Source organism: Streptomyces sp. NPDC046349, assembly GCF_055587885.1.
Genome location: NZ_JBVJFK010000008.1, coordinates 362,904 through 379,773 on the forward strand (window position 1 = coordinate 362,904; position 16,870 = coordinate 379,773).

Sequence of the window (16,870 nt, forward strand, 5' to 3'; positions counted from 1 at the left end):
GAAGGAAGCACCTCATGGACGTCATCTCCGTCATCCGGACCAAGCGGGACCGTGGTGAGCTGAGCCCCGAGCAGATCGACTGGGTCATCGACGCCTACACCCGCGGCGTCGTGGCCGACGAGCAGATGTCCGCCCTGGCCATGGCCATCCTGCTCAACGGCATGAACCGGACCGAGATCGCCCGCTGGACCGCCGCGATGATCGCCTCCGGCGAGCGCATGAACTTCGACGCCCTGTCCCGCCCGACCGCGGACAAGCACTCCACCGGCGGCGTCGGCGACAAGATCACCCTGCCGCTGGCCCCGCTCGTCGCCGCGTGCGGCGCGGCCGTGCCGCAGCTGTCGGGCCGGGGCCTGGGCCACACCGGCGGCACCCTCGACAAGCTGGAGTCCATCCCCGGCTGGCGCGCGCTGCTCTCCAACGAGGAGATGATGCACGTCCTCGACACCACCGGCGCCGTCATCTGCGCGGCGGGCGACGGCCTGGCCCCGGCGGACAAGAAGCTCTACGCGCTGCGCGACGTCACCGGCACGGTCGAGGCGATCCCGCTGATCGCCTCCTCGATCATGTCGAAGAAGATCGCCGAGGGCACCGGCTCGCTCGTCCTGGACGTCAAGGTCGGCACCGGCGCCTTCATGAAGAACCTCGCGGACGCGCAGGAGCTGGCCCACACGATGGTCGGCCTCGGTACGGACAGCGGCGTGAAGACGGTCGCGCTGATCACCGACATGTCGACCCCGCTCGGCCTGACCGCCGGCAACGCCCTGGAGGTCCGCGAGTCGGTCGAGGTCCTGGCCGGCGGCGGCCCCTCGGACGTCGTGGAGCTGACCATCGCGCTGGCCAAGGAGATGCTGGACGCGGCGGGCATCAAGGACGCCGACCCGGCCAAGGCACTGGCCGACGGCTCCGCGATGGACCACTGGCGCCGGATGATCGCGGCCCAGGGCGGTGACCCGGACGCGCCCCTCCCGGTCGCCCGCGAGCAGCACGTGGTCACCGCCCCCGAGTCGGGCGTCCTGACCCGCCTGGACGCGTACGGGGTCGGCGTCGCCGCCTGGCGCCTGGGCGCCGGCCGCGCGCGCAAGGAGGACCCGGTGCAGGCGGGCGCGGGCGTCGAGCTCCACGCGAAGCCGGGTGACATGGTGACGGCGGGCCAGCCGCTGATGACCCTGCACACGGACACCCCGGAGAAGTTCGACTACGCCCTCGCCTCCCTGGAGGGCACGTACGACATCGCCACGGCGGGTACGGCCTTCTCGGCCACGCCGATCATCCTGGACCGCATCGCCTGACCTGCGGTTTCCGTTTCGGGTGAACGGGACCGGCGGACCCCCGCCGGTCCCGTTCGGCGTGCCGGGGGTCGGTGACGAGCCGACCGGGGAGCACACCGCGAGGTCCTTGCCCGGCCGTGCCGATGAGTTCCGGCGGGCCGGGGAGTCATCCCCTCGTGGAGACCACCCGACTCGTGCTGCCCGGACCCGCCCCGACCGCGCGTGACGCCGCATCTCTGTGCGCGCGCCTGGCCCGGCTGTACGAGGACGGGGCGCGCGCGGTGGAGTGCGACGCGCGCGCCGTCACCGCGCCGGGCCTGGGCGCCGTGGAGGTGTTGGCCCGGTTGCGGCTGACCGCACGGGGGCGGCCGCTGCGGGTGTCCGGGGCCGCGCCCGCCCTACGCGCCCTGCTGGGCCTCGTCGGACTCGTCGAGCTGCTCGGGGAGGCCGAAGAGCGGGAACCACCGGGCCGTGTCCAGGAAGGCGTTGAGGCCGACGATCCGGCCGTCTGAGACCTCCAGCACCTGCAGCGCCCACGGCGTGTGCCCCGGCTTTCCGTCCTCGCGCGGGCGGTACTGGCCGAAGGCGGGCATGCCGTTCGCGGTCGTCGGGATCAGGCGGGAGCCCTTGCAGCCGATGCCCTGGTCGAGGTGCCACGCCGCGATGTCCGACTTGCCCTGCAGCCACAGGTCGAACGGCGGCATGGACAGCACGGCGTCCTCGTGCAGCAGCGTCGTGAGGCGCGAGATGTCGTAGGACTCGAAGGCGGCGAGGTACTGCTCCAGCAGCCTCGCCTGCTCCGCGTCCAGCGGGTCGGCCGACTCGCTCTCGCGCATCCGCTGCCCTGCCAGCGTCGCCCGCGCCCGCTGGAGCGCGCTGTTCACCGACGCCACCGTGGTGTCCAGCAGTTGCGCGACCTCGTCCGCCTTCCACGCCAGCACCTCGCGCAGGATGAGCACCGCGCGCTGCTTGGCCGGCAGGTGCTGGAGGGCGGCGACGAAGGCCAGCCGCACGGACTCCTTCGCGAGCGCCATCTCGGCCGGGTCCGCTGTCTGCGGCAGCACCCGGCCGTCCGGGACGGGCTCCAGCCAGGTGACCTCGGGCCGCTGGTTGAGCACGGCGGAGGACTGGTGCTGCGGGGCGGTCAGGTCCATCGGACGCGCCCGCTTGTTCCCGGCGTTCAGCAGGTCCAGGCAGACGTTGGTGGCGATCCGGTAGAGCCACGACCGCAGCGAGGAGCGGCCCTCGAACTTCTCGTGGCTGCGCCAGGCGCGGATGTAGGTGTCCTGCACCGCGTCCTCGGCGTCGAAGGCGGAACCGAGCATCCGGTAGCAGTAGCCCGTGAGTTCGACCCGGTACCGGTCCATTGCCGCGTCGAGGTCGCTACTGGTGGTGGCGAGGTCGCTCATGTCGGTCCATCTCCCTGACGTTCGTGGCTACTTCGGAACCTACCCGAGGGGTCCGACAACGGCAGCCGGAAGCAGGCGGACCCCCAGATGTATCGATGTCAAGTATCTTGACGTCAAGATTAATGTCCGGCAGGCTTCCCCTGTATCTCGACCTCGAGATACTTGACTCGGCGGGCGAGGAGGCCTGGGATGCGGCGCGGCAGGGAGATCCGGAAGGCACGGACGGGGGACCGGGAGCCCGGCCTGGTGGCGCAGCTGCGGCGGCCCCCGGGCGGACGCGATGCGCGGATCATGCTCCTCGCCCAGGCACTGGACCGCGCCGGCACCGGCGTCTGGGCCGCGGCCTGCGTCCTCTACTTCACCTTCGTCGTCGGACTCGACGCCGGGAAGGTCGGCATCCTGCTGGGAGCGTCCGGTGTGGCGGGCATCGCCGGATCGCCCCTGGCGGGCCACCTCGCCGACCGCTTCCCGGTGCGCTCCCTGCTGATCAGCGCCCACCTGCTGCGCCTGCTCACCCTCTGCCTGCTGCTCGTCGTCACCGACTTCGCGCTGCTGCTGCCCGTCGTGGCCGCCACCCACCTCGGCGACCGCGCGGCCAAGACCCTGGAGATGCTCTTCGCCACCCGGGTCGCGGGCGATCGACGCGCCACCTACCAGGCGCTGTCGCGCAGTTCGGCGAACGCCGGCTACGCGCTCGGCGCCGGCCTCGCCGCCATCGGCCTCGCCGTCGGCACCCGCGACGCCTACCACGTGCTCATCCTGGCCGACGCGCTCTCGTTCCTCGTGGCCGCCGCCCTGGTGTGGCGTACCCGGGAACCGCGCGGCCGCGGGTTCGTGACGGCACCCGCACCCGCGCCCGCACCCGCCGCCGACACCGCCCCTCAAGCCGCCTCGGCCGCCGTCGCGGCCGGGGGATCGAGCCCGTGGCGCGACCGCGGATACCTCCGCTTCGTCCTGCTGGACATCCCGATGAACCTCGACGACTCGATCCTGGGCATCGGCATCCCCCTGTGGCTGGTGACCCACACCACCGCGCCGCACGAACTGGTCCCGGCCTTCCTGGTCATCAACACCGTGCTCGTCGTCGTCCTCCAGCTGCGCGTCTCGGCCAGGGTCCGGAACCCGCGGCAGGCGGCGGGAGCCGTCACCCTGTACGGGCTGGCCATGCTCCTGTGCTGCGCCCTCCTGGCCGCCGCGACCGGCGGCGGGGCCTGGGCCGCCTCGGCCGCCCTGCTCGCCGCGGCGGTGCTGGCCACCGCGGCGGAGCTGATGCGCTCGGTGAGCTCGTGGGAGCTCGCCGTCTCCCTCGCGCCGCGGGAGGCGCGCGCCTCGTACCTCGGGGTGGCCGGCATGGCGCAGTCCGTGCAGAAGTCCGCGGGGCCGATGCTGCTCACCGGCGCGGTCATGGCCGCCGGCCCGGCCGGCTGGGTCGCCCTCGGCGCGGCGGTGGCCGGCCTGTCCCTCGCCCAGCGCCGCGCCAGTCTGCGCAGGTTGGACGCCCTGGCCGGGGCGCCGGCCCCGGCTGCCGCCGCCGCGCCGGCCTGAGGCTACGTGCCGGGCTTGCGGCCGTACACGTAGACGTCCTCACCCTTGCCGAGCAGGTTCCAGTACGCCTTGGCGTCTGCGGCCCGCATGTTCACGCACCCCCCCGAACCGGGAGGGCTCCACATGCTCCTTGCGGTCGAGTGGAAGGCGATGCCGCCGTCGAAGAACTGGGAGTACGGCATGGAGACGTCGTAGAGCGTCGACCAGTGGTCGATGCTGCGGTGGTAGATCTTCTTCAGGCCGGTCCGCGTCTCCGTGCCGTCCTTGCCGGTGCGGACCGGCACAGGACCGTACTTCAGGGCGGAGCCGTCCTGGATCCAGCTGAGCTGCCGCGTCAGGTCCACGCAGGCGATCCGCCCCCGGTTCACCGGGCAGTCACCCGCCCTGTTCGGGGTGCTGCCCGCCGCCCGCTGGGCCAGCATCGTGTTCATCGCCTGCCAGGTCAGCGGCCCCGCGTAGCCCTGGGCCGGCCTGATCCCGTGCTCGGCCTGGAACCTGCTGGCGGCGGTGCAGTCGGCCACCGACTGCCTGCCGTCCACGGGCCGCCCCAGGAACGTCTCCACCTGGCGCTGGTACGGGCCGGTGGACAGGTTGCACGAGGCGGCCTCTGCCGTTCCGCCTCCCGCGACCACCGCCAACGGCAGTGCCAGCGCCGCCGCCCCGCCCCACACCGCCGCCCGCCGTCCCGCCCGCCCGCGCGCCTTCCGCGTCCCCATCCGGTCCTCCCCTGCTCACCGCACTTCGTTCTCCGTGTTCAATGCCCGGAAAACGAGCAGGGGTTGCCTTTGGTGGAAGCGAATTCCCGTCAGCGCGCGCCCGCCGCGGAAGCCGGTATGCGCCGCTGAGCGCGGGCCGCGTGCGTCCCGTACAGGGTGATCGAGACGACGCCGAGCACCGCGAGCAGCGCGATGGCGACCGTGGCCGCCCAGCCGGCCTCGTGGTAGGCGAGGGCGCCGAGGGTGCCGCCCGCGCTGGAACCGAGGTAGTACGCCGACTGGTAGAGGGCGGAAGCCTGGGCGCGGCCCGTCCTCGCGGTCCGGCTCACCGCGGCCGAGGCCACCGCGTGCCCGGCGAAGAAGCCCGCCGTGATCAGGACCAGACCCAGCACCACCGTCGCCAGGGAGTCCGACAGCGACAGCAGCAGCCCCAGCGCCGTGGTGGTCACGGCCAGGTAGAGCGCGCCGCGCCGCCCCGTGCGGGCAACCAGCTTGCCTGCGGCGGCCGAGGAGACCGTACCGACCAGGTAGATCAGGAAGATCGACCCGATCACACCCTGGCCGAGCGAGAACGGCTCGTCCACCAGGCGGTAGCCGATCACCGTGTAGACCGCGCCGAACACCGTCATGAACAGCGCGCCGATCCCGTACAGCCGCAGCAGCAGCGGATCGCGCAGATGACCGGCGACGGTACGGCCCACCGCGCGCGGGTTCAGCGACGCCGGGCGGAAGAACCGCGCCCGCGGCAGCATCACCAGGAAGGCCACCGCGCAGGCCAGCGCCAGCACGGCCACGGCGGCCAGACCCGCCCGCCAGCCTCCCAGCTGCGCCGCCCAGCCCGTGACGAGGCGGCCGCTCATGCCGCCGATGGAGTTGCCCGCCACGAACAGGCCGATCGCACCCACCAGCGCCCGCGGCTGCACCTCCTCCGCCAGGTACGCCATCGCGGAGGCCGGAATACCGGCGATCGCCGCACCCTGCACGGCGCGCAGCACGACGAGCCACTGCAGGTCGGGCGCGAAGGGGATGAAGAGCGCGACGCCGACGGCGATCGCCATCGACCACGTCATCATCCGGGTGCGGCCGAACCGCTCGGAGAGCGCGCTGAGCGGCAGGACGAACAGCGCGAGGGCGCCGGTGGCTGCGGACACCGTCCAGCTGGCCCGACCCGCCGTCACCCCGAGGTCGTCGGAGATCGCGGGCAGCAGGGCCTGGGTGGAGTAGAGGAGGGCGAAGGTCGCCAGTCCGGCGGCGAAGAGCGCCAGGCTCATCCGGCGGTAGCCGGGGCGGCCGGGGGTGTGGGGTTCCGGTGCGGGGGACGACGCGGTGGAGGCACCCGGGATGACGGGTGCCCCGGTATGAACGGGAGGCATGCCTTCGACGGTAGGCTCCCGCTTTTCATGCGTCCAATGCACAGAATCGCGATAATCGATGCACTGCTGCATCAGCACAGGTCAGGAGTGTGGATGTCGACGAACCGTTACGTAGAAGACATGGCAGTGACAACTTCGCTGGCGCCCCGGCTGGCGTATTTCGTCGCGGTCGCCCGACACGAGCACGTCACCCGTGCCGCCCAGGAGCTGGGCGTGCCGCAGTCCACCCTGTCCCGGGCCATGGTCCGCCTCGAACAGGACCTGGGCGTCGGCCTGTTCGCCCGCAAGGGCCGCACCGTCGCCCTCACCACGGCGGGCCGCACCTTCCTCGCCTCCGCCGAACAGGCCCTCGACGGCATCGCCCACGCCGCCGAGTCCGTCCAGCAGGACGCCGACGCGGCCTACGGCAAGGTCGCCTTCGGCTTCCTGCACACCCTGGGCCCCGAGACCGTGCCCGGCCTCATCCGCGCCTTCCGCGCCGACCACCCGCGCGTGCGTTTCTCCCTGGTCCAGAACTACGGCGAGGCCATGCTGGAGAAGCTGCGCGCCGGCGAACTCGACCTCTGCCTCACCTCGCCGCTCCCGGACGCCCCCGACCTCGTCGCCCGCCGCCTCGACGAACAGCGGCTGCGCCTGGTCGTCCCCGACGACCACCGCCTCGCGGGCCGCAAGCGCATCCGCCTCGCCGAGGCCGCGGAGGAAACCTTCGTCACCCTGGAGGCCGGCTACGGCCTGCGCCGCATCACCGACGACCTGTGCGCGGAAGCCGGGTTCACCCCGCGCGTCGCCTTCGAGGGCGAGGAGGCGGAGACCCTGCGCGGGCTGGTTGCCGCCGGCCTCGGCGTGGCCCTGCTGCCGCCCCCCGCGGTGGCCCGCCCCGGGGTGGTCGAGCTGAACGTCACCGCCCCGCGCGCCGTCCGCGAGATCGGCGTCGCCTGGCTCGACGGCCACCCCGACACCCCGCCGGTCGCCGAGTTCAAGCGCTTCCTCCTCTCCCGCCGCGGACGCCTCATCCCGGAACTGGAACCGCCCGTGGCGCAGGAGGGCCACCAGCCCGAAAAGTGATGGCCGTCCGCGGCCCCGGGGAGCAGAATTCGCCCAGGTCGCCGGGTCCGAGGGAGATGCTGTTTGGACGTGTTCGCATGCGCCGGGTGCGGTGCGGAGCTGACGGCGCCGGTGGCCCGGGCCGCCCTCCCCGACCACACCCACCACCGGGCGTGGGAGCAACTGCACCCCCCGCTGATGGAGCCGGCGACGTACGCCGTCGAACCCCTGCCGACCGGACCGCCCTGGCGGTTGTGGGAGGAGGTGGGAGAGGAACTTGCCGCCGAGCAGGGGATCCACGCACCGGTGTACTCCGTTTCGTTCGGGGCGCGGGACAGGATCGTCATCGCACCCGGCGACTCCCGGGGCATGGCGTTCATCCCCGGGAAGTGCGAGGGCTACTGCAGGGGCGTGGACGGCCGGGACGGCCCCAACCTCGCCTGCACGGCCTGCGGGAGCGCGGTCGCGACCCGTGTGGACGACTGCGGGCTGTGGCAGGCGGTGTGGCTGGAGCCCGAGGTCGTGCGGCGCGTCCCCTGCGGTCCCCCGGCCGGTCCGCCGCCCGGCTGGGACGACCTCGATCCGGCGACGTACGCCGTCGCACCCGTCGAGCTCGACGGGTCCTGGAACCGTCGCTGGGAGGCCGCGGTCCCCGTGGCCCTCGCGCACCTGGTGGCCACCTGCGAGGCCCGCCCGGTGGCGCTGCCCCGCCCCTTGGCCGACCTGCTGGGCGACGCCGTCGCCCGCTACCTGCCCGCCGGGCTCCCCGCCCTGACCCTCGGCCTGGCCGGGCCGGGGATGCCCGAACCCCGGCCCGGCCCCGACATCCTCCTCGTCCCGCGGCATCCGTTCACGGGGGAGCCGTGGCGGCCGCCGCACGGCGGGGAGCCCGTCGTCCCGCTGGACATCTGGGTCTGGGCGCACCTCGCCGCCCCCGGTGAGACCTCGCCCATGCCTGCGACCGGCAGGGTGCCCGAAGGGGTCCTGCGGGACGACTATCCACTGCCGCTCGACCCCTGGCGGCCCTTCGTCCCCCACCCCTACGCCTTCTGGCACACCCTGGCCAGGCTGCCCGCCGCGCGCAGGCCCGCGCTGCGCGCGTACCGCGACAGGTTCTGAGGTCAAGGGCTGTCCCCTGAGCCCCGGAGGACGCACGACGACAGCCACGGCACCTCGCCGGGTCGTCGCAACGCCCGGATACGCCCGGTACGGGGTGCTCCTCCGCCGTGCGACGCACCGTGTCCGCCGCCGCGCGCCGCTCCACGGGGATCACGGGACAGCCCTCAGGAGCCGTCCTGCGGATCCGCCGGGGCCGGCGCCCGCGTGGCGGGCGCGCCGAGCAAGTAGCCTGCCTGGAAGCGGGACTTGGCGCCCACCACCCGCATGATCTCCGCGATGTGGCGCTGGCACGTCCGCTCGGACATGCCGAGGCGGCGTGCGATCACCTTGTCCTCCAGCCCCTCCGACAGCAGCCGCACGATCGTCTGCCGCAGCTCGTCCGAGATCGACCGGGCCGCCTCCGGACTCACCGACGTGGGGAAGGGCTCCGCACCCAGCCACGACCGCTCGAAGGCCGACGTCATGAAGTGCACGACGCTCGGCTCCCGCACCACCAGCGCCGCCCCGCTGCGGTCCGGGACCGCCATCAGCCCCGTCCGCCCGTCGAAGACGAGCATGCGCATCAGCCCGTCGCCCAGCGTCCGCACCTGCGCGCCGAGCGCCGTCACCCGCTCCACGTACGCGGCCGTGGGCCGCGAGTACCGGGCCGTGTGCTGGTAGATCGTCCGCATCCGGACCCCGCGCGCCAGCAGCGATTCGTCCCGCCCGATCGACTCCTCCAGGGTCTCCGGCGGGCGGCCGCCCCCCGGCTGCGAGGTCAGCAGCTCGTGCTCGCACGCCGCCGCCAGCTCGGCGATCAGCCCCCGTACGGCGCCGAGGTCCGTCACCAGCTCCAGGTGCCCCGCCCCGCTCAGGTCCCGCTGCGCGGTCCCCGCCTCGTACGCGGGCACGAGCGCCTCCAGCCGCCCCCGCAGCCGGTCCATCTCGTCGTGGGTCTCCCGTACGAGCAGGGCCAGCGGGGCCAGGGCCCGGGCCGCGGCCGCACGCGGCGCCACGGCGCTCCACCGTTGCGGCCCGCCACCCGGCGCCCGCTGGAGCAGGTGCGCGGCGGCCAGCTCCGTGATCGCGGCGGCCGCGCGCACGCCGAGGGCCCGCGCGGCCTCGTCCGCGTCGAAGGCGTGCCGCTCGACGGCGTACGCGTACAGGCGCCGGGCGGCTGGGGTCAGCTCCCCGGACGCACCGGCTGCCCCGGCCGCCGCTCCCGACGCTCCGGTTCCCTCGGCTGGCATGTGCGTATTCGTCCCGATCTGCACCTGTTCGTAAACCCCTCGTGTTCCCGCAAGGCGGCAAGACGACGCCTGATAGGACCCATTCGGCATATGCCGAGGAGGCACAGTGGTCGCACGGCGTGAAGGGGGAGCGCGGTCGCGCCGGTCCATCCGTGCCATCCGACCGAGAGGGGGCGGAACGGCGGGTACGGGCGGACCGGCGCGCAACGAGTTCCCGGCCGGGAGCCGTCAGCCGGAGGGCTTCGCGTAGTCGGCGAAGCCGGTCCAGTCCAGCGTCACGCAGGGCTCGTCGCCCACCACCCAGGCGTCGTGCCCGGGGTGCACCCGCATGTAGTCACCGGGGCCGAACTCGGCGCTCTCCCCGCTCTCCATCACGATCTTCATCCGGCCGCTGACGACGTACCCGGTGTGGTCGGCCCGGCAGCTCTCCGTCCCGGCCAGCGGCTTGACGTGCTCCGACCACTTCCAGCCCGGCAGGAAGACGGCCCGCCCGACGGCTCCGTCCCCCGTGTCCACCAGGTCCAGCCTGCCCATGCCGCCGACGAACGGCCTGGTCTCGTCCGGTGCGTCGAAGTTCCTGCAGTCGATTGCGGCCATGGCCAATCGCCTCCGGGAGAGGAGCGGGCACCCCGAGTCCACTTCTCACGGTACGCCGCGAGCCCGCTCCCGGTCGGAGTCCCGGCCGGACCCTCACCCCCGCAGCGATCTCCCGAAGCCGGAGGCCAGCGGCATCCGCAGGCCCAGCGGCGGCGGCGCGGCCAGGGCGTCCGTGACGGGACGCGAGTACCGGCCCGAGAAGACCGCGCCCAGGACGAAGTCCACGCCCAGCGCCACCACTTCCGCCTGGTGCTCGCGCAGCGCGTGTCCGTCCGAGTGCACCTCGAACCGGCACGTCGCACGGTTCGCCTTCTTGGCCCGCTCCGCCAGCCTGAAGGAGACTTCCGGGTCGCTGCGCGCGTCGTTGGTGCCGTGCACGATCAGCACCTGCCGGCCCGACAGCTGTTTCACCGGTTCAGGGGAGTCGGCGGGAGTCGCCTCCCCCAGGCAGGGGGCCAGTGCCAGAACCGAGTTGACGGCCCCGTGCCCCGCCGCCCGCAGCGCGGCCAGGGCGCCGGCGTCGTAGCCGGCCAGGCACACCGGAACGTCCCCGTACCGCCGCACCACCTCGTCCGCCGCCCACCGCGCCTGCTCCTCCCGGGCGGACCCCCCGCCGTGGATGACCGTGTGCGCCACCAGGCCGTCCGTACCGCCCGCCCGGGCCAGGGCCCGCGCGAGCGGACGCATGGGGCCGGGGGAGAATCTGGACGCCCCTGGAAGCAGGAGCACCACCCCGTTGACCGGGCTTTCCGTCGGACCCGAGCCGGTTCTCGCGCCGGCCGCCCGCCCCAGGCGGGCCCCGCGCGCCGGCGGCGCATGCTGTGCCATGGCGGAACAGTCTCAGACCCCCGGGTGTACGCCATCCGTCCGCGCGGTCTCTGTTACATATCGACGCCCGCACGGGACACGACACTCTACGCGCGTAGGAGTAGAGTGCGCAGATGACGAGCGAGACCCCCAACCTGCCGACCCCGGACCAGATCCGTCGTTCCCCGAAGGTGCTCCTGCACGATCACCTCGACGGTGGACTTCGTCCCGGGACCATCATCGAGCTGGCCCGCGAGGTCGGCTACGAGAATCTCCCCGAGACCGACGCCGACAAGCTCGGCATCTGGTTCCGCGAGGCCGCCGACTCCGGCTCCCTGCCGCGATACCTGGAGACCTTCGCGCACACCTGCGCGGTCATGCAGACGAAGGCGGCCCTCTTCCGCGTCGCCGCCGAGTGCGCCGAGGACCTGGCCGAGGACGGCGTCGTGTACGCCGAGATCCGCTACGCCCCCGAGCAGCACCTGGAAGCCGGCCTCACCCTCGAAGAGGTGGTCGAGGCCGTGAACGACGGCTTCCGCGAGGGCGAGCGCCGCGCCAAGGCCAACGGCCACCGCATCCGCGTCGGCGCCCTGCTGACCGCGATGCGTCACGCGGCCCGCGCGCTGGAGATCGCCGAGCTGGCCAACCGCTACCGCGACAACGGCGTGGTCGGCTTCGACATCGCCGGCGCCGAGGCAGGGTTCCCTCCCACCCGCCACCTCGACGCCTTCGAGTACCTCAAGCGCGAGAACAACCACTTCACGATCCACGCGGGCGAGGCCTTCGGCCTGCCGTCGATCTGGCAGGCCCTGCAGTGGTGCGGCGCCGACCGCCTCGGTCACGGCGTGAAGATCATCGACGACATCGAGGTCGCCGAGGACGGCTCGGTCAAGCTGGGCCGCCTGGCCAGCTACGTCCGGGACAAGCGCATCCCCCTGGAGATGTGCCCGACCTCGAACCTGCAGACGGCCGCGGCCGCCTCGTACGCCGAGCACCCGATCGGCCTGCTGCGCAAGCTGCACTTCAGGCTCACGGTCAACACCGACAACCGCCTGATGAGCGGCACCAGCATGAGCCGCGAGTTCGAGCACCTCGTGGACACCTTCGGCTACACCCTCGACGACATGCAGTGGTTCACCGTCAATGCAATGAAGTCCGCGTTCATTCCTTTCGATGAACGACTGGCCATGATCAACGAGGTCATCAAGCCGGGCTATGCGGAGCTGAAGTCGGAGTGGCTGTTCCGTCAGACCGCCTCCATCAGCGGTTCTGTCTCGGCCTAGGCCATGGCGTGACGTACTGAAAGCGCCCGGGAGAGGCAATTTCCGGGCGCTTTCTCATATGAGCGGATGTTTGCGGGCGGGGGTTGGGAGTGACTAGTTTGCGGAGCCGCTCAATTCCCCGTCGCAAGGAATATCTTTCATGAAGCAGTCAGCTGCCAAGTTCCTCGGTGCCGCCGCCGTCGGTGCCGCCCTCGCCGCCGTCGCCGCCGGTACCGCCTCCGCCGCCGTTCCCGCCATCGGCATCACCGACGCGCTCGGCACCGCCACCGGCGCGCTCGAGGGCGTCACCAGCCAGCAGCAGATGAAGGCCGAAGAGGGACAGCCGAGCGACCCCACCGCCGCGGTCACCGGCCTGCTGGGCCCGGTCACCGGCGCCCTCAACGGCTGACGCCCACGCGAGACGGACGAACGCACGCGCGGCGGTCGCACGCCCCTTCGACGAGGTGTGTGCGCCGCCGTGCGGTGTGCCACGATCACCACCAACTGCCCGCCGACGCACTGGGTATGAGGTTCTCGGTCATGCGCATGAAGGCACGAGCGACGCTGGTCGCACTGGTCCCCGCCCTGCTCGTCGCCGCGGTGGGGTGCAGCAGTACGGACGCCCCCGCGACGGGCAGGTCCCCCGACCCCAAGGGGTCCGAGGTCGGCGCCGGCGGCGCGCCCGGCGCCTCCGCGGCGTCCCCGGACCCGGCCGGATCGGCCCTTCCGAAGACCGGCGGCACCGCGCTGGAGCGGTCCGCGCTCGCCCAGGGCGACCTGCCCGGCTACCAGGTCTCCGCCCAGGGGAAGAACCCGGGCGCCCCGGACGGTCAGCCACAGGCCGACAAGAAGGCCTGCCAGCCGCTCGCCGACATCATGGGAGACAAGCCGGACCCCGCCGCACGCGAGACCGTCAACCGGGGCATCGGATCCCAGAAGCAGATGGGACTCGCGGTCTCCGCCTCCGTCAGCTCCTACTCCGAGAGCGACGCGAAGGCGCTGATCGCACGGCTCAAGGCCGCCGTCGCCGCCTGCGGTTCGGGTTTCTCCGCCACGGTCGACAAGCAGACCGGCAGCTACCGAGAGGTCCGCACCGCCGAGTACCGCACGAGCGGCGACGAGAGCGTCAGCTGGACCACGACCGCGGCGGGTCAGGGCGTCTCGGCGCAGGTGCACCTCGTCGTCGTACGCGAGGGCGACACCGTCGTGCGGCTGATGGCCCTCAACGTGGCGGAGGGCCGGCAGAACGTCCTGGTGCCGCAGGAAGTGACCGACAAGCAGTTGGAGAAGGTCCGGAAGGCCGGTTGAGCGGCCGCTACCAGGCGGCCGAGGTGGACTTCTCGTTCGGCAGCAGCACCCACAGCGCGATGTAGATCAGGAACTGCGGGCCGGGCAGCAGGCACGAGACGGCGAAAATGGCGCGCATCGCGTTCGTGGAAATTCCGAAACGCCGTGCGAGTCCGGCGCAGACTCCGCCGATCCAACGGCCGTCACGAGGGCGGACCAGGGCGCTCATGGGGTTCTCCTTCGTCGGGATCGCTTTCTTGCGATGCCTCAATACTCCCGCTGGACCGCCGACAGAACGTCGGTCCAGGGGCCGAGCCCAACCCTGGAAATCTTCGGGGTGTCCCCCTGATAAACGGCATGTGAGCGGCGCAGCCGCGCCCGCAGCGCCGGTACGACGGCCGCGTGCGCCAGCAGCACGCCGAGGGTGTTGAGCAGCACCGAGTCCACGTCGACGACCCGGCCCGGCACCCCGCTCTGGAGCATCTCGACGCTGAGCGAGACCAGCGCGCCCGCCGCGGTGGTCCGCACCAGGGAGGACCACTCGGCCAGCCTCGAAAGCCAGAGCCGACCGCTGACGAGCGGTACCAGCACTCCGAGCGGGGCCAGCAGCGCGACTCCCTCGCCGATCCGCCGGGCGGCCTCCAGCGGCCCGAGCGCGAGGTCCGCCCTGATCCCCTCCAGCGGGGTCAGATTGCCCGCGGCGGCCCAGGGAACGTCGAGGGGGCGCAGGGTCAGCCAGCCGACGACCAGGAGATGGGCGGCGAGGAGGACCCCGGCCAGGAGTCGGAGACGGAGGGGGATCGCGGGGGCGCCGGCGGGAGCGCCGTCGGCCTCAATACGCTGCACACCTGCGAGGACGCATCACCTGGTAGCCCTGGTTCCGCCCCGGGCGTGTGGCGGTGGGCACGCTCCCTGTCGGGCGCCGACCGCCGGCCGGTCAGCGGGTGGCGACCAGGACGATCAGCAGCAGCGCGCCGGCCACGGCGGGCGCGATGATCTCGTACGACCAGTGCACCCGCACGCTGCCCTGGGCGCCGGGCCGCTCTGCCCCGCGCTCGGCCAGCCTCTGGAGCTCGTCGACGATCCGGTCCGCGCTGGCCCGCATCGGCTCGGCCGGGACCCGGACCTTCTCGCCCGGGGAGCGGCCCTCCCGGTCGCGGAGCCCTTCGTAGCGCAGGCGCTGGCGGTTGGCCTTCTTCCGCTCGCGCAGCGAGACGGGCACGGACCACAGCTGGTACTTCGACCCCTCGGCCAGCACCTCCGCCGAGTAGCCGGAGCGCACGGCGTCCACGGCGGCCCAGGGCAGCTCGATGATCCGGAAGGGGTTGCGTACGCGCATCCGGTCGTCATTGGCGAAGACGGCCGGGCGGATCGTGAACGCCACGATCAGCGGTACGGCGCACAGCGCCGCCGCCAGCGCGATCCACGGGGTGTTCCCCGAGCCGCGCACCACGGCGTCCCCGCAGAGCCATGCCGTCAGCGCGAGCAGCAGCACCCCCGAGACGACGCCCATGGAGGAGCGGTAGACCCGGTCGTCGTAGACCGGTTCATCGGTCGGCTGCTGGCTGCTCATGGGGTCGATTCTGCCCCACCGCGCCGCCCGGGCGTATCGGCCGGCGAGATCGGCGTACAAGAGGACGTCGCCGGACCGGCGGCCGTCTGTGATCTCCCCGCCGCAGGGGATGGCCCACAGCTGGGGGCGAATGGTGGCGCCGTACACCTTGGCGGTCGGGAACCGGTCCTTGCCGACCTGCTCCGGCTCGCGGACGCGGAGGACAGCGCTGGTCCCGTCGGCCCGGGAGACCGTGATCTCCTCGCCGGTGCGGCACGCGCGAGACGTCCCTGAGCAGGCCGGGCCGCGGGCGGGGCGGCGGCCGCGGGAGGCGGCGCGTCGGAGCCGGCCGAGCCGCAGCCTGCCAGGGCGGTGCGGAGGAGGACCGCGGCGAGCACCGGCGGAGGCACGCGGTGGGCCATGGGGCGCGCCGGGAACGGGTCCGGCGGGCCACCGTGTCGGTGGCCCGCCGGCGGAGGGGCCGGGTCAGCGCTGGGTGCAGCCGCGGTGGCGGGCGAGGGAGGCGGCGCCGAGGCCTGCGACGACGGCGGCGAGGCCCGCGCCGGCGTAGGCGGTCGTGGAGTTGTCGGTGTCCTCGGCCGCGTGCTCGGCCCCGGCGGCCACCCCGTCCCGGCGTACGCCGGCGGTCTGGCCGGCGGCCTGCGCCTTCGGGGCAGCCGGGGCGGTGGAGGGCGCGGACGACGGCTTCGCGGACGGCGCGGTGGACGGCGCTGCCTCCGGCTCCGGGGCGGGGGCCGCCTCCTCGACGGGGTAGGTGAACCCGCAGCCCGCGGGCAGCTCCGGGAAGAGCGCGGACCCGAGGGGGTTCTCCCCGCGGGGGGTCTCGTACGCGAAGGACGGCAGGGCCGAGTCCGGGTTCACGATGCGGGCGGCGGTCGGGTCGCCCTTCGCCGGTGCGGGGCGGGTGCGGGTCAGCTTCTCGCGGGGCTCCTTGGTGATCCCGTCCACCAGCTGCACCTGCGGCCCGTCGGGAGTCGTCGTCAGGTCGGCGACCAGCGTCCCGTGCAGGCCGAGCCGCTTCGTGGCGGAGACGCACCGGGCGCCGTGGGTGCGGCCCGCCTGGGACAGCGGCAGCGGGAAGGACTCGGTGACGCCGGCCTTCGTGACGGTGAGGGCGGGGGCGGCCGAGTTCACCTCGGTGATCTCCAGGTCCAGGCCGTTCACGGTGTCGCCGGTGTTCGCGCGGTCGAGCACGGTCAGCACCCGGAACATGTGGTTGTCACCGGGCTTCCAGTCCGGTCCGACGGCGCGGATCCAGGCCTCCGGGCCCTCCGCCTCGTGGCGCAGCACCGCGACGAGGCCCTCGCCGATGTAGGCCGGGGTGCCCGAGAACCGGTCGGCGGCGGTCTGCGAGGTGACCGCGGCAGCCTGCCGTCCGGTCGTCGCGGCCTGCGCGGCGCCAGCGGCGGGGGCGAGGAGCGCGCCGGTGAGGACGGCGGCGGCGAGGCAGGCACGGAGGGCGGTACGCATAACGACTCCTTGAAGCGTTGTCCGGGGAGTGGAGGAGAGCCGCATGCCGCGTCCTTCCCTGTCGGGTTTTCGTCCGGTGAGGTCTGGCGGGCTGCTGGGAGGAATCTATGGATCTTGTGCGCGTGGGCGATCGCCTTCGTGTCATGGCCGGGTAACAGGAGGCGGAGG

At 73.1% G+C, this 16,870-nt stretch carries 18 protein-coding genes; 8 read left to right on the forward strand and 10 right to left on the reverse strand.

What is annotated here, in order from left to right:
- Positions 1 to 14 precede the first annotated feature (14 nt).
- Together ACZ6JS_RS21160 and ACZ6JS_RS21165 are read left to right on the forward strand one after the other, a co-directional pair.
- A complete protein-coding gene (locus tag ACZ6JS_RS21160) occupies positions 15 to 1,292 on the forward strand; it encodes a thymidine phosphorylase (RefSeq protein ID WP_469299838.1) in 1,278 nt (425 codons plus the stop codon).
- Positions 1,293 to 1,414: 122 nt separating this feature from the next.
- Positions 1,415 to 1,783, forward strand: coding sequence for an STAS domain-containing protein (locus ACZ6JS_RS21165; protein ID WP_469299935.1), 369 nt, complete (start codon positions 1,415 to 1,417; stop codon positions 1,781 to 1,783).
- Here the strand turns inward: ACZ6JS_RS21165 and ACZ6JS_RS21170 are convergent.
- Positions 1,670 to 2,680, reverse strand: a complete 1,011-nt coding sequence (locus ACZ6JS_RS21170) for a sigma-70 family RNA polymerase sigma factor (protein ID WP_469299840.1) — start codon at positions 2,678 to 2,680, stop codon at positions 1,670 to 1,672. The two genes, ACZ6JS_RS21165 and ACZ6JS_RS21170, sit on opposite strands and share 114 nt — an antisense overlap.
- Positions 2,681 to 2,869: 189 nt before the next feature.
- On the opposite strand from ACZ6JS_RS21170, the gene ACZ6JS_RS21175 reads away from it, so the two are divergent.
- Complete coding sequence (locus tag ACZ6JS_RS21175) at positions 2,870 to 4,225, forward strand: MFS transporter (protein WP_469299841.1); 1,356 nt, start codon at positions 2,870 to 2,872, stop codon at positions 4,223 to 4,225.
- A 2-nt stretch (positions 4,226 to 4,227) separates the two neighbouring features.
- Here ACZ6JS_RS21175 and ACZ6JS_RS21180 read toward each other — a convergent pair whose 3' ends face one another.
- Entirely contained in the window at positions 4,228 to 4,941 is a 714-nt protein-coding gene (locus ACZ6JS_RS21180) for a L,D-transpeptidase (protein ID WP_469299843.1), read from the reverse strand.
- A gap of 89 nt (positions 4,942 to 5,030) precedes the next feature.
- Positions 5,031 to 6,314 carry an MFS transporter gene (locus tag ACZ6JS_RS21185; protein WP_469299844.1) on the reverse strand — a complete coding sequence of 428 codons (1,284 nt, stop codon included), beginning with the start codon at positions 6,312 to 6,314 and terminating at the stop codon, positions 5,031 to 5,033.
- A gap of 63 nt (positions 6,315 to 6,377) precedes the next feature.
- On the opposite strand from ACZ6JS_RS21185, the gene ACZ6JS_RS21190 reads away from it, so the two are divergent.
- Both ACZ6JS_RS21190 and ACZ6JS_RS21195 read left to right on the forward strand, forming a co-directional pair.
- Positions 6,378 to 7,379, forward strand: coding sequence for a LysR family transcriptional regulator (locus ACZ6JS_RS21190; RefSeq protein WP_469299937.1), 1,002 nt, complete (start codon positions 6,378 to 6,380; stop codon positions 7,377 to 7,379).
- A 69-nt stretch (positions 7,380 to 7,448) separates the two neighbouring features.
- The gene (locus ACZ6JS_RS21195; RefSeq protein ID WP_469299939.1) at positions 7,449 to 8,477 is read left to right on the forward strand and encodes a hypothetical protein; all 1,029 of its coding nucleotides are present in this window, start codon (positions 7,449 to 7,451) and stop codon (positions 8,475 to 8,477) included.
- A 164-nt stretch (positions 8,478 to 8,641) separates the two neighbouring features.
- On the opposite strand, the gene ACZ6JS_RS21200 is transcribed toward ACZ6JS_RS21195, so the two are convergent.
- From ACZ6JS_RS21200 to ACZ6JS_RS21210, 3 genes are all read right to left on the reverse strand, one after another.
- Positions 8,642 to 9,706, reverse strand: coding sequence for a helix-turn-helix transcriptional regulator (locus ACZ6JS_RS21200; RefSeq protein WP_469299845.1), 1,065 nt, complete (start codon positions 9,704 to 9,706; stop codon positions 8,642 to 8,644).
- A gap of 228 nt (positions 9,707 to 9,934) precedes the next feature.
- On the reverse strand, positions 9,935 to 10,303 hold the full coding sequence (locus tag ACZ6JS_RS21205; protein ID WP_469299847.1) for a cupin domain-containing protein: 369 nt from the start codon (positions 10,301 to 10,303) through the stop codon (positions 9,935 to 9,937).
- A gap of 93 nt (positions 10,304 to 10,396) precedes the next feature.
- Positions 10,397 to 11,131, reverse strand: a complete 735-nt coding sequence (locus ACZ6JS_RS21210) for an alpha/beta hydrolase (protein WP_469299848.1) — start codon at positions 11,129 to 11,131, stop codon at positions 10,397 to 10,399.
- Positions 11,132 to 11,244: 113 nt separating this feature from the next.
- Between ACZ6JS_RS21210 and ACZ6JS_RS21215 the strand changes: the two genes are divergently transcribed.
- The 3 genes from ACZ6JS_RS21215 (at position 11,245) to ACZ6JS_RS21225 (ending at position 13,680) form a co-directional block, all read left to right on the forward strand.
- The gene (locus ACZ6JS_RS21215; protein WP_469299850.1) at positions 11,245 to 12,393 is read left to right on the forward strand and encodes an adenosine deaminase; all 1,149 of its coding nucleotides are present in this window, start codon (positions 11,245 to 11,247) and stop codon (positions 12,391 to 12,393) included.
- Between the two features lie 139 nt (positions 12,394 to 12,532).
- A complete protein-coding gene (locus tag ACZ6JS_RS21220) occupies positions 12,533 to 12,781 on the forward strand; it encodes a hypothetical protein (RefSeq protein ID WP_030964396.1) in 249 nt (82 codons plus the stop codon).
- Positions 12,782 to 12,912: 131 nt separating this feature from the next.
- A complete protein-coding gene (locus ACZ6JS_RS21225) occupies positions 12,913 to 13,680 on the forward strand; it encodes a hypothetical protein (RefSeq protein WP_469299852.1) in 768 nt (255 codons plus the stop codon).
- Between the two features lie 7 nt (positions 13,681 to 13,687).
- On the opposite strand, the gene ACZ6JS_RS21230 is transcribed toward ACZ6JS_RS21225, so the two are convergent.
- From ACZ6JS_RS21230 to ACZ6JS_RS21245, 4 genes are all read right to left on the reverse strand, one after another.
- Positions 13,688 to 13,888 carry a PspC domain-containing protein gene (locus ACZ6JS_RS21230; RefSeq protein WP_469299853.1) on the reverse strand — a complete coding sequence of 67 codons (201 nt, stop codon included), beginning with the start codon at positions 13,886 to 13,888 and terminating at the stop codon, positions 13,688 to 13,690.
- Between the two features lie 38 nt (positions 13,889 to 13,926).
- Complete coding sequence (locus ACZ6JS_RS21235; RefSeq protein WP_469299941.1) at positions 13,927 to 14,496, reverse strand: VanZ family protein; 570 nt, start codon at positions 14,494 to 14,496, stop codon at positions 13,927 to 13,929.
- A 100-nt stretch (positions 14,497 to 14,596) separates the two neighbouring features.
- Positions 14,597 to 15,232, reverse strand: coding sequence for a PH domain-containing protein (locus ACZ6JS_RS21240; RefSeq protein WP_469299855.1), 636 nt, complete (start codon positions 15,230 to 15,232; stop codon positions 14,597 to 14,599).
- Between the two features lie 465 nt (positions 15,233 to 15,697).
- Positions 15,698 to 16,702, reverse strand: a complete 1,005-nt coding sequence (locus ACZ6JS_RS21245; protein ID WP_469299857.1) for a hypothetical protein — start codon at positions 16,700 to 16,702, stop codon at positions 15,698 to 15,700.
- Positions 16,703 to 16,870: the final 168 nt, after the last annotated feature.

What these genes read in the sequence shown, in the direction of transcription:
- ACZ6JS_RS21200 (WP_469299845.1), bottom strand. Translation starts at nt 9,706, where the DNA reads ATGCCAGCCGAGGGAACCGGAGCGTCGGGAGCGGCGGCCGGGGCAGCC.
- ACZ6JS_RS21180 (WP_469299843.1), bottom strand. Translation starts at nt 4,941, where the DNA reads ATGGGGACGCGGAAGGCGCGCGGGCGGGCGGGACGGCGGGCGGCGGTG.
- ACZ6JS_RS21220 (WP_030964396.1), top strand. Translation starts at nt 12,533, where the DNA reads ATGAAGCAGTCAGCTGCCAAGTTCCTCGGTGCCGCCGCCGTCGGTGCC.
- ACZ6JS_RS21210 (WP_469299848.1), bottom strand. Translation starts at nt 11,131, where the DNA reads ATGGCACAGCATGCGCCGCCGGCGCGCGGGGCCCGCCTGGGGCGGGCG.
- ACZ6JS_RS21160 (WP_469299838.1), top strand. Translation starts at nt 15, where the DNA reads ATGGACGTCATCTCCGTCATCCGGACCAAGCGGGACCGTGGTGAGCTG.
- ACZ6JS_RS21170 (WP_469299840.1), bottom strand. Translation starts at nt 2,680, where the DNA reads ATGAGCGACCTCGCCACCACCAGTAGCGACCTCGACGCGGCAATGGAC.
- ACZ6JS_RS21230 (WP_469299853.1), bottom strand. Translation starts at nt 13,888, where the DNA reads ATGAGCGCCCTGGTCCGCCCTCGTGACGGCCGTTGGATCGGCGGAGTC.
- ACZ6JS_RS21175 (WP_469299841.1), top strand. Translation starts at nt 2,870, where the DNA reads ATGCGGCGCGGCAGGGAGATCCGGAAGGCACGGACGGGGGACCGGGAG.
- ACZ6JS_RS21205 (WP_469299847.1), bottom strand. Translation starts at nt 10,303, where the DNA reads ATGGCCGCAATCGACTGCAGGAACTTCGACGCACCGGACGAGACCAGG.
- ACZ6JS_RS21240 (WP_469299855.1), bottom strand. Translation starts at nt 15,232, where the DNA reads ATGAGCAGCCAGCAGCCGACCGATGAACCGGTCTACGACGACCGGGTC.
- ACZ6JS_RS21215 (WP_469299850.1), top strand. Translation starts at nt 11,245, where the DNA reads ATGACGAGCGAGACCCCCAACCTGCCGACCCCGGACCAGATCCGTCGT.
- ACZ6JS_RS21165 (WP_469299935.1), top strand. Translation starts at nt 1,415, where the DNA reads ATGAGTTCCGGCGGGCCGGGGAGTCATCCCCTCGTGGAGACCACCCGA.
- ACZ6JS_RS21245 (WP_469299857.1), bottom strand. Translation starts at nt 16,702, where the DNA reads ATGCGTACCGCCCTCCGTGCCTGCCTCGCCGCCGCCGTCCTCACCGGC.
- ACZ6JS_RS21225 (WP_469299852.1), top strand. Translation starts at nt 12,913, where the DNA reads ATGCGCATGAAGGCACGAGCGACGCTGGTCGCACTGGTCCCCGCCCTG.
- ACZ6JS_RS21185 (WP_469299844.1), bottom strand. Translation starts at nt 6,314, where the DNA reads ATGCCTCCCGTTCATACCGGGGCACCCGTCATCCCGGGTGCCTCCACC.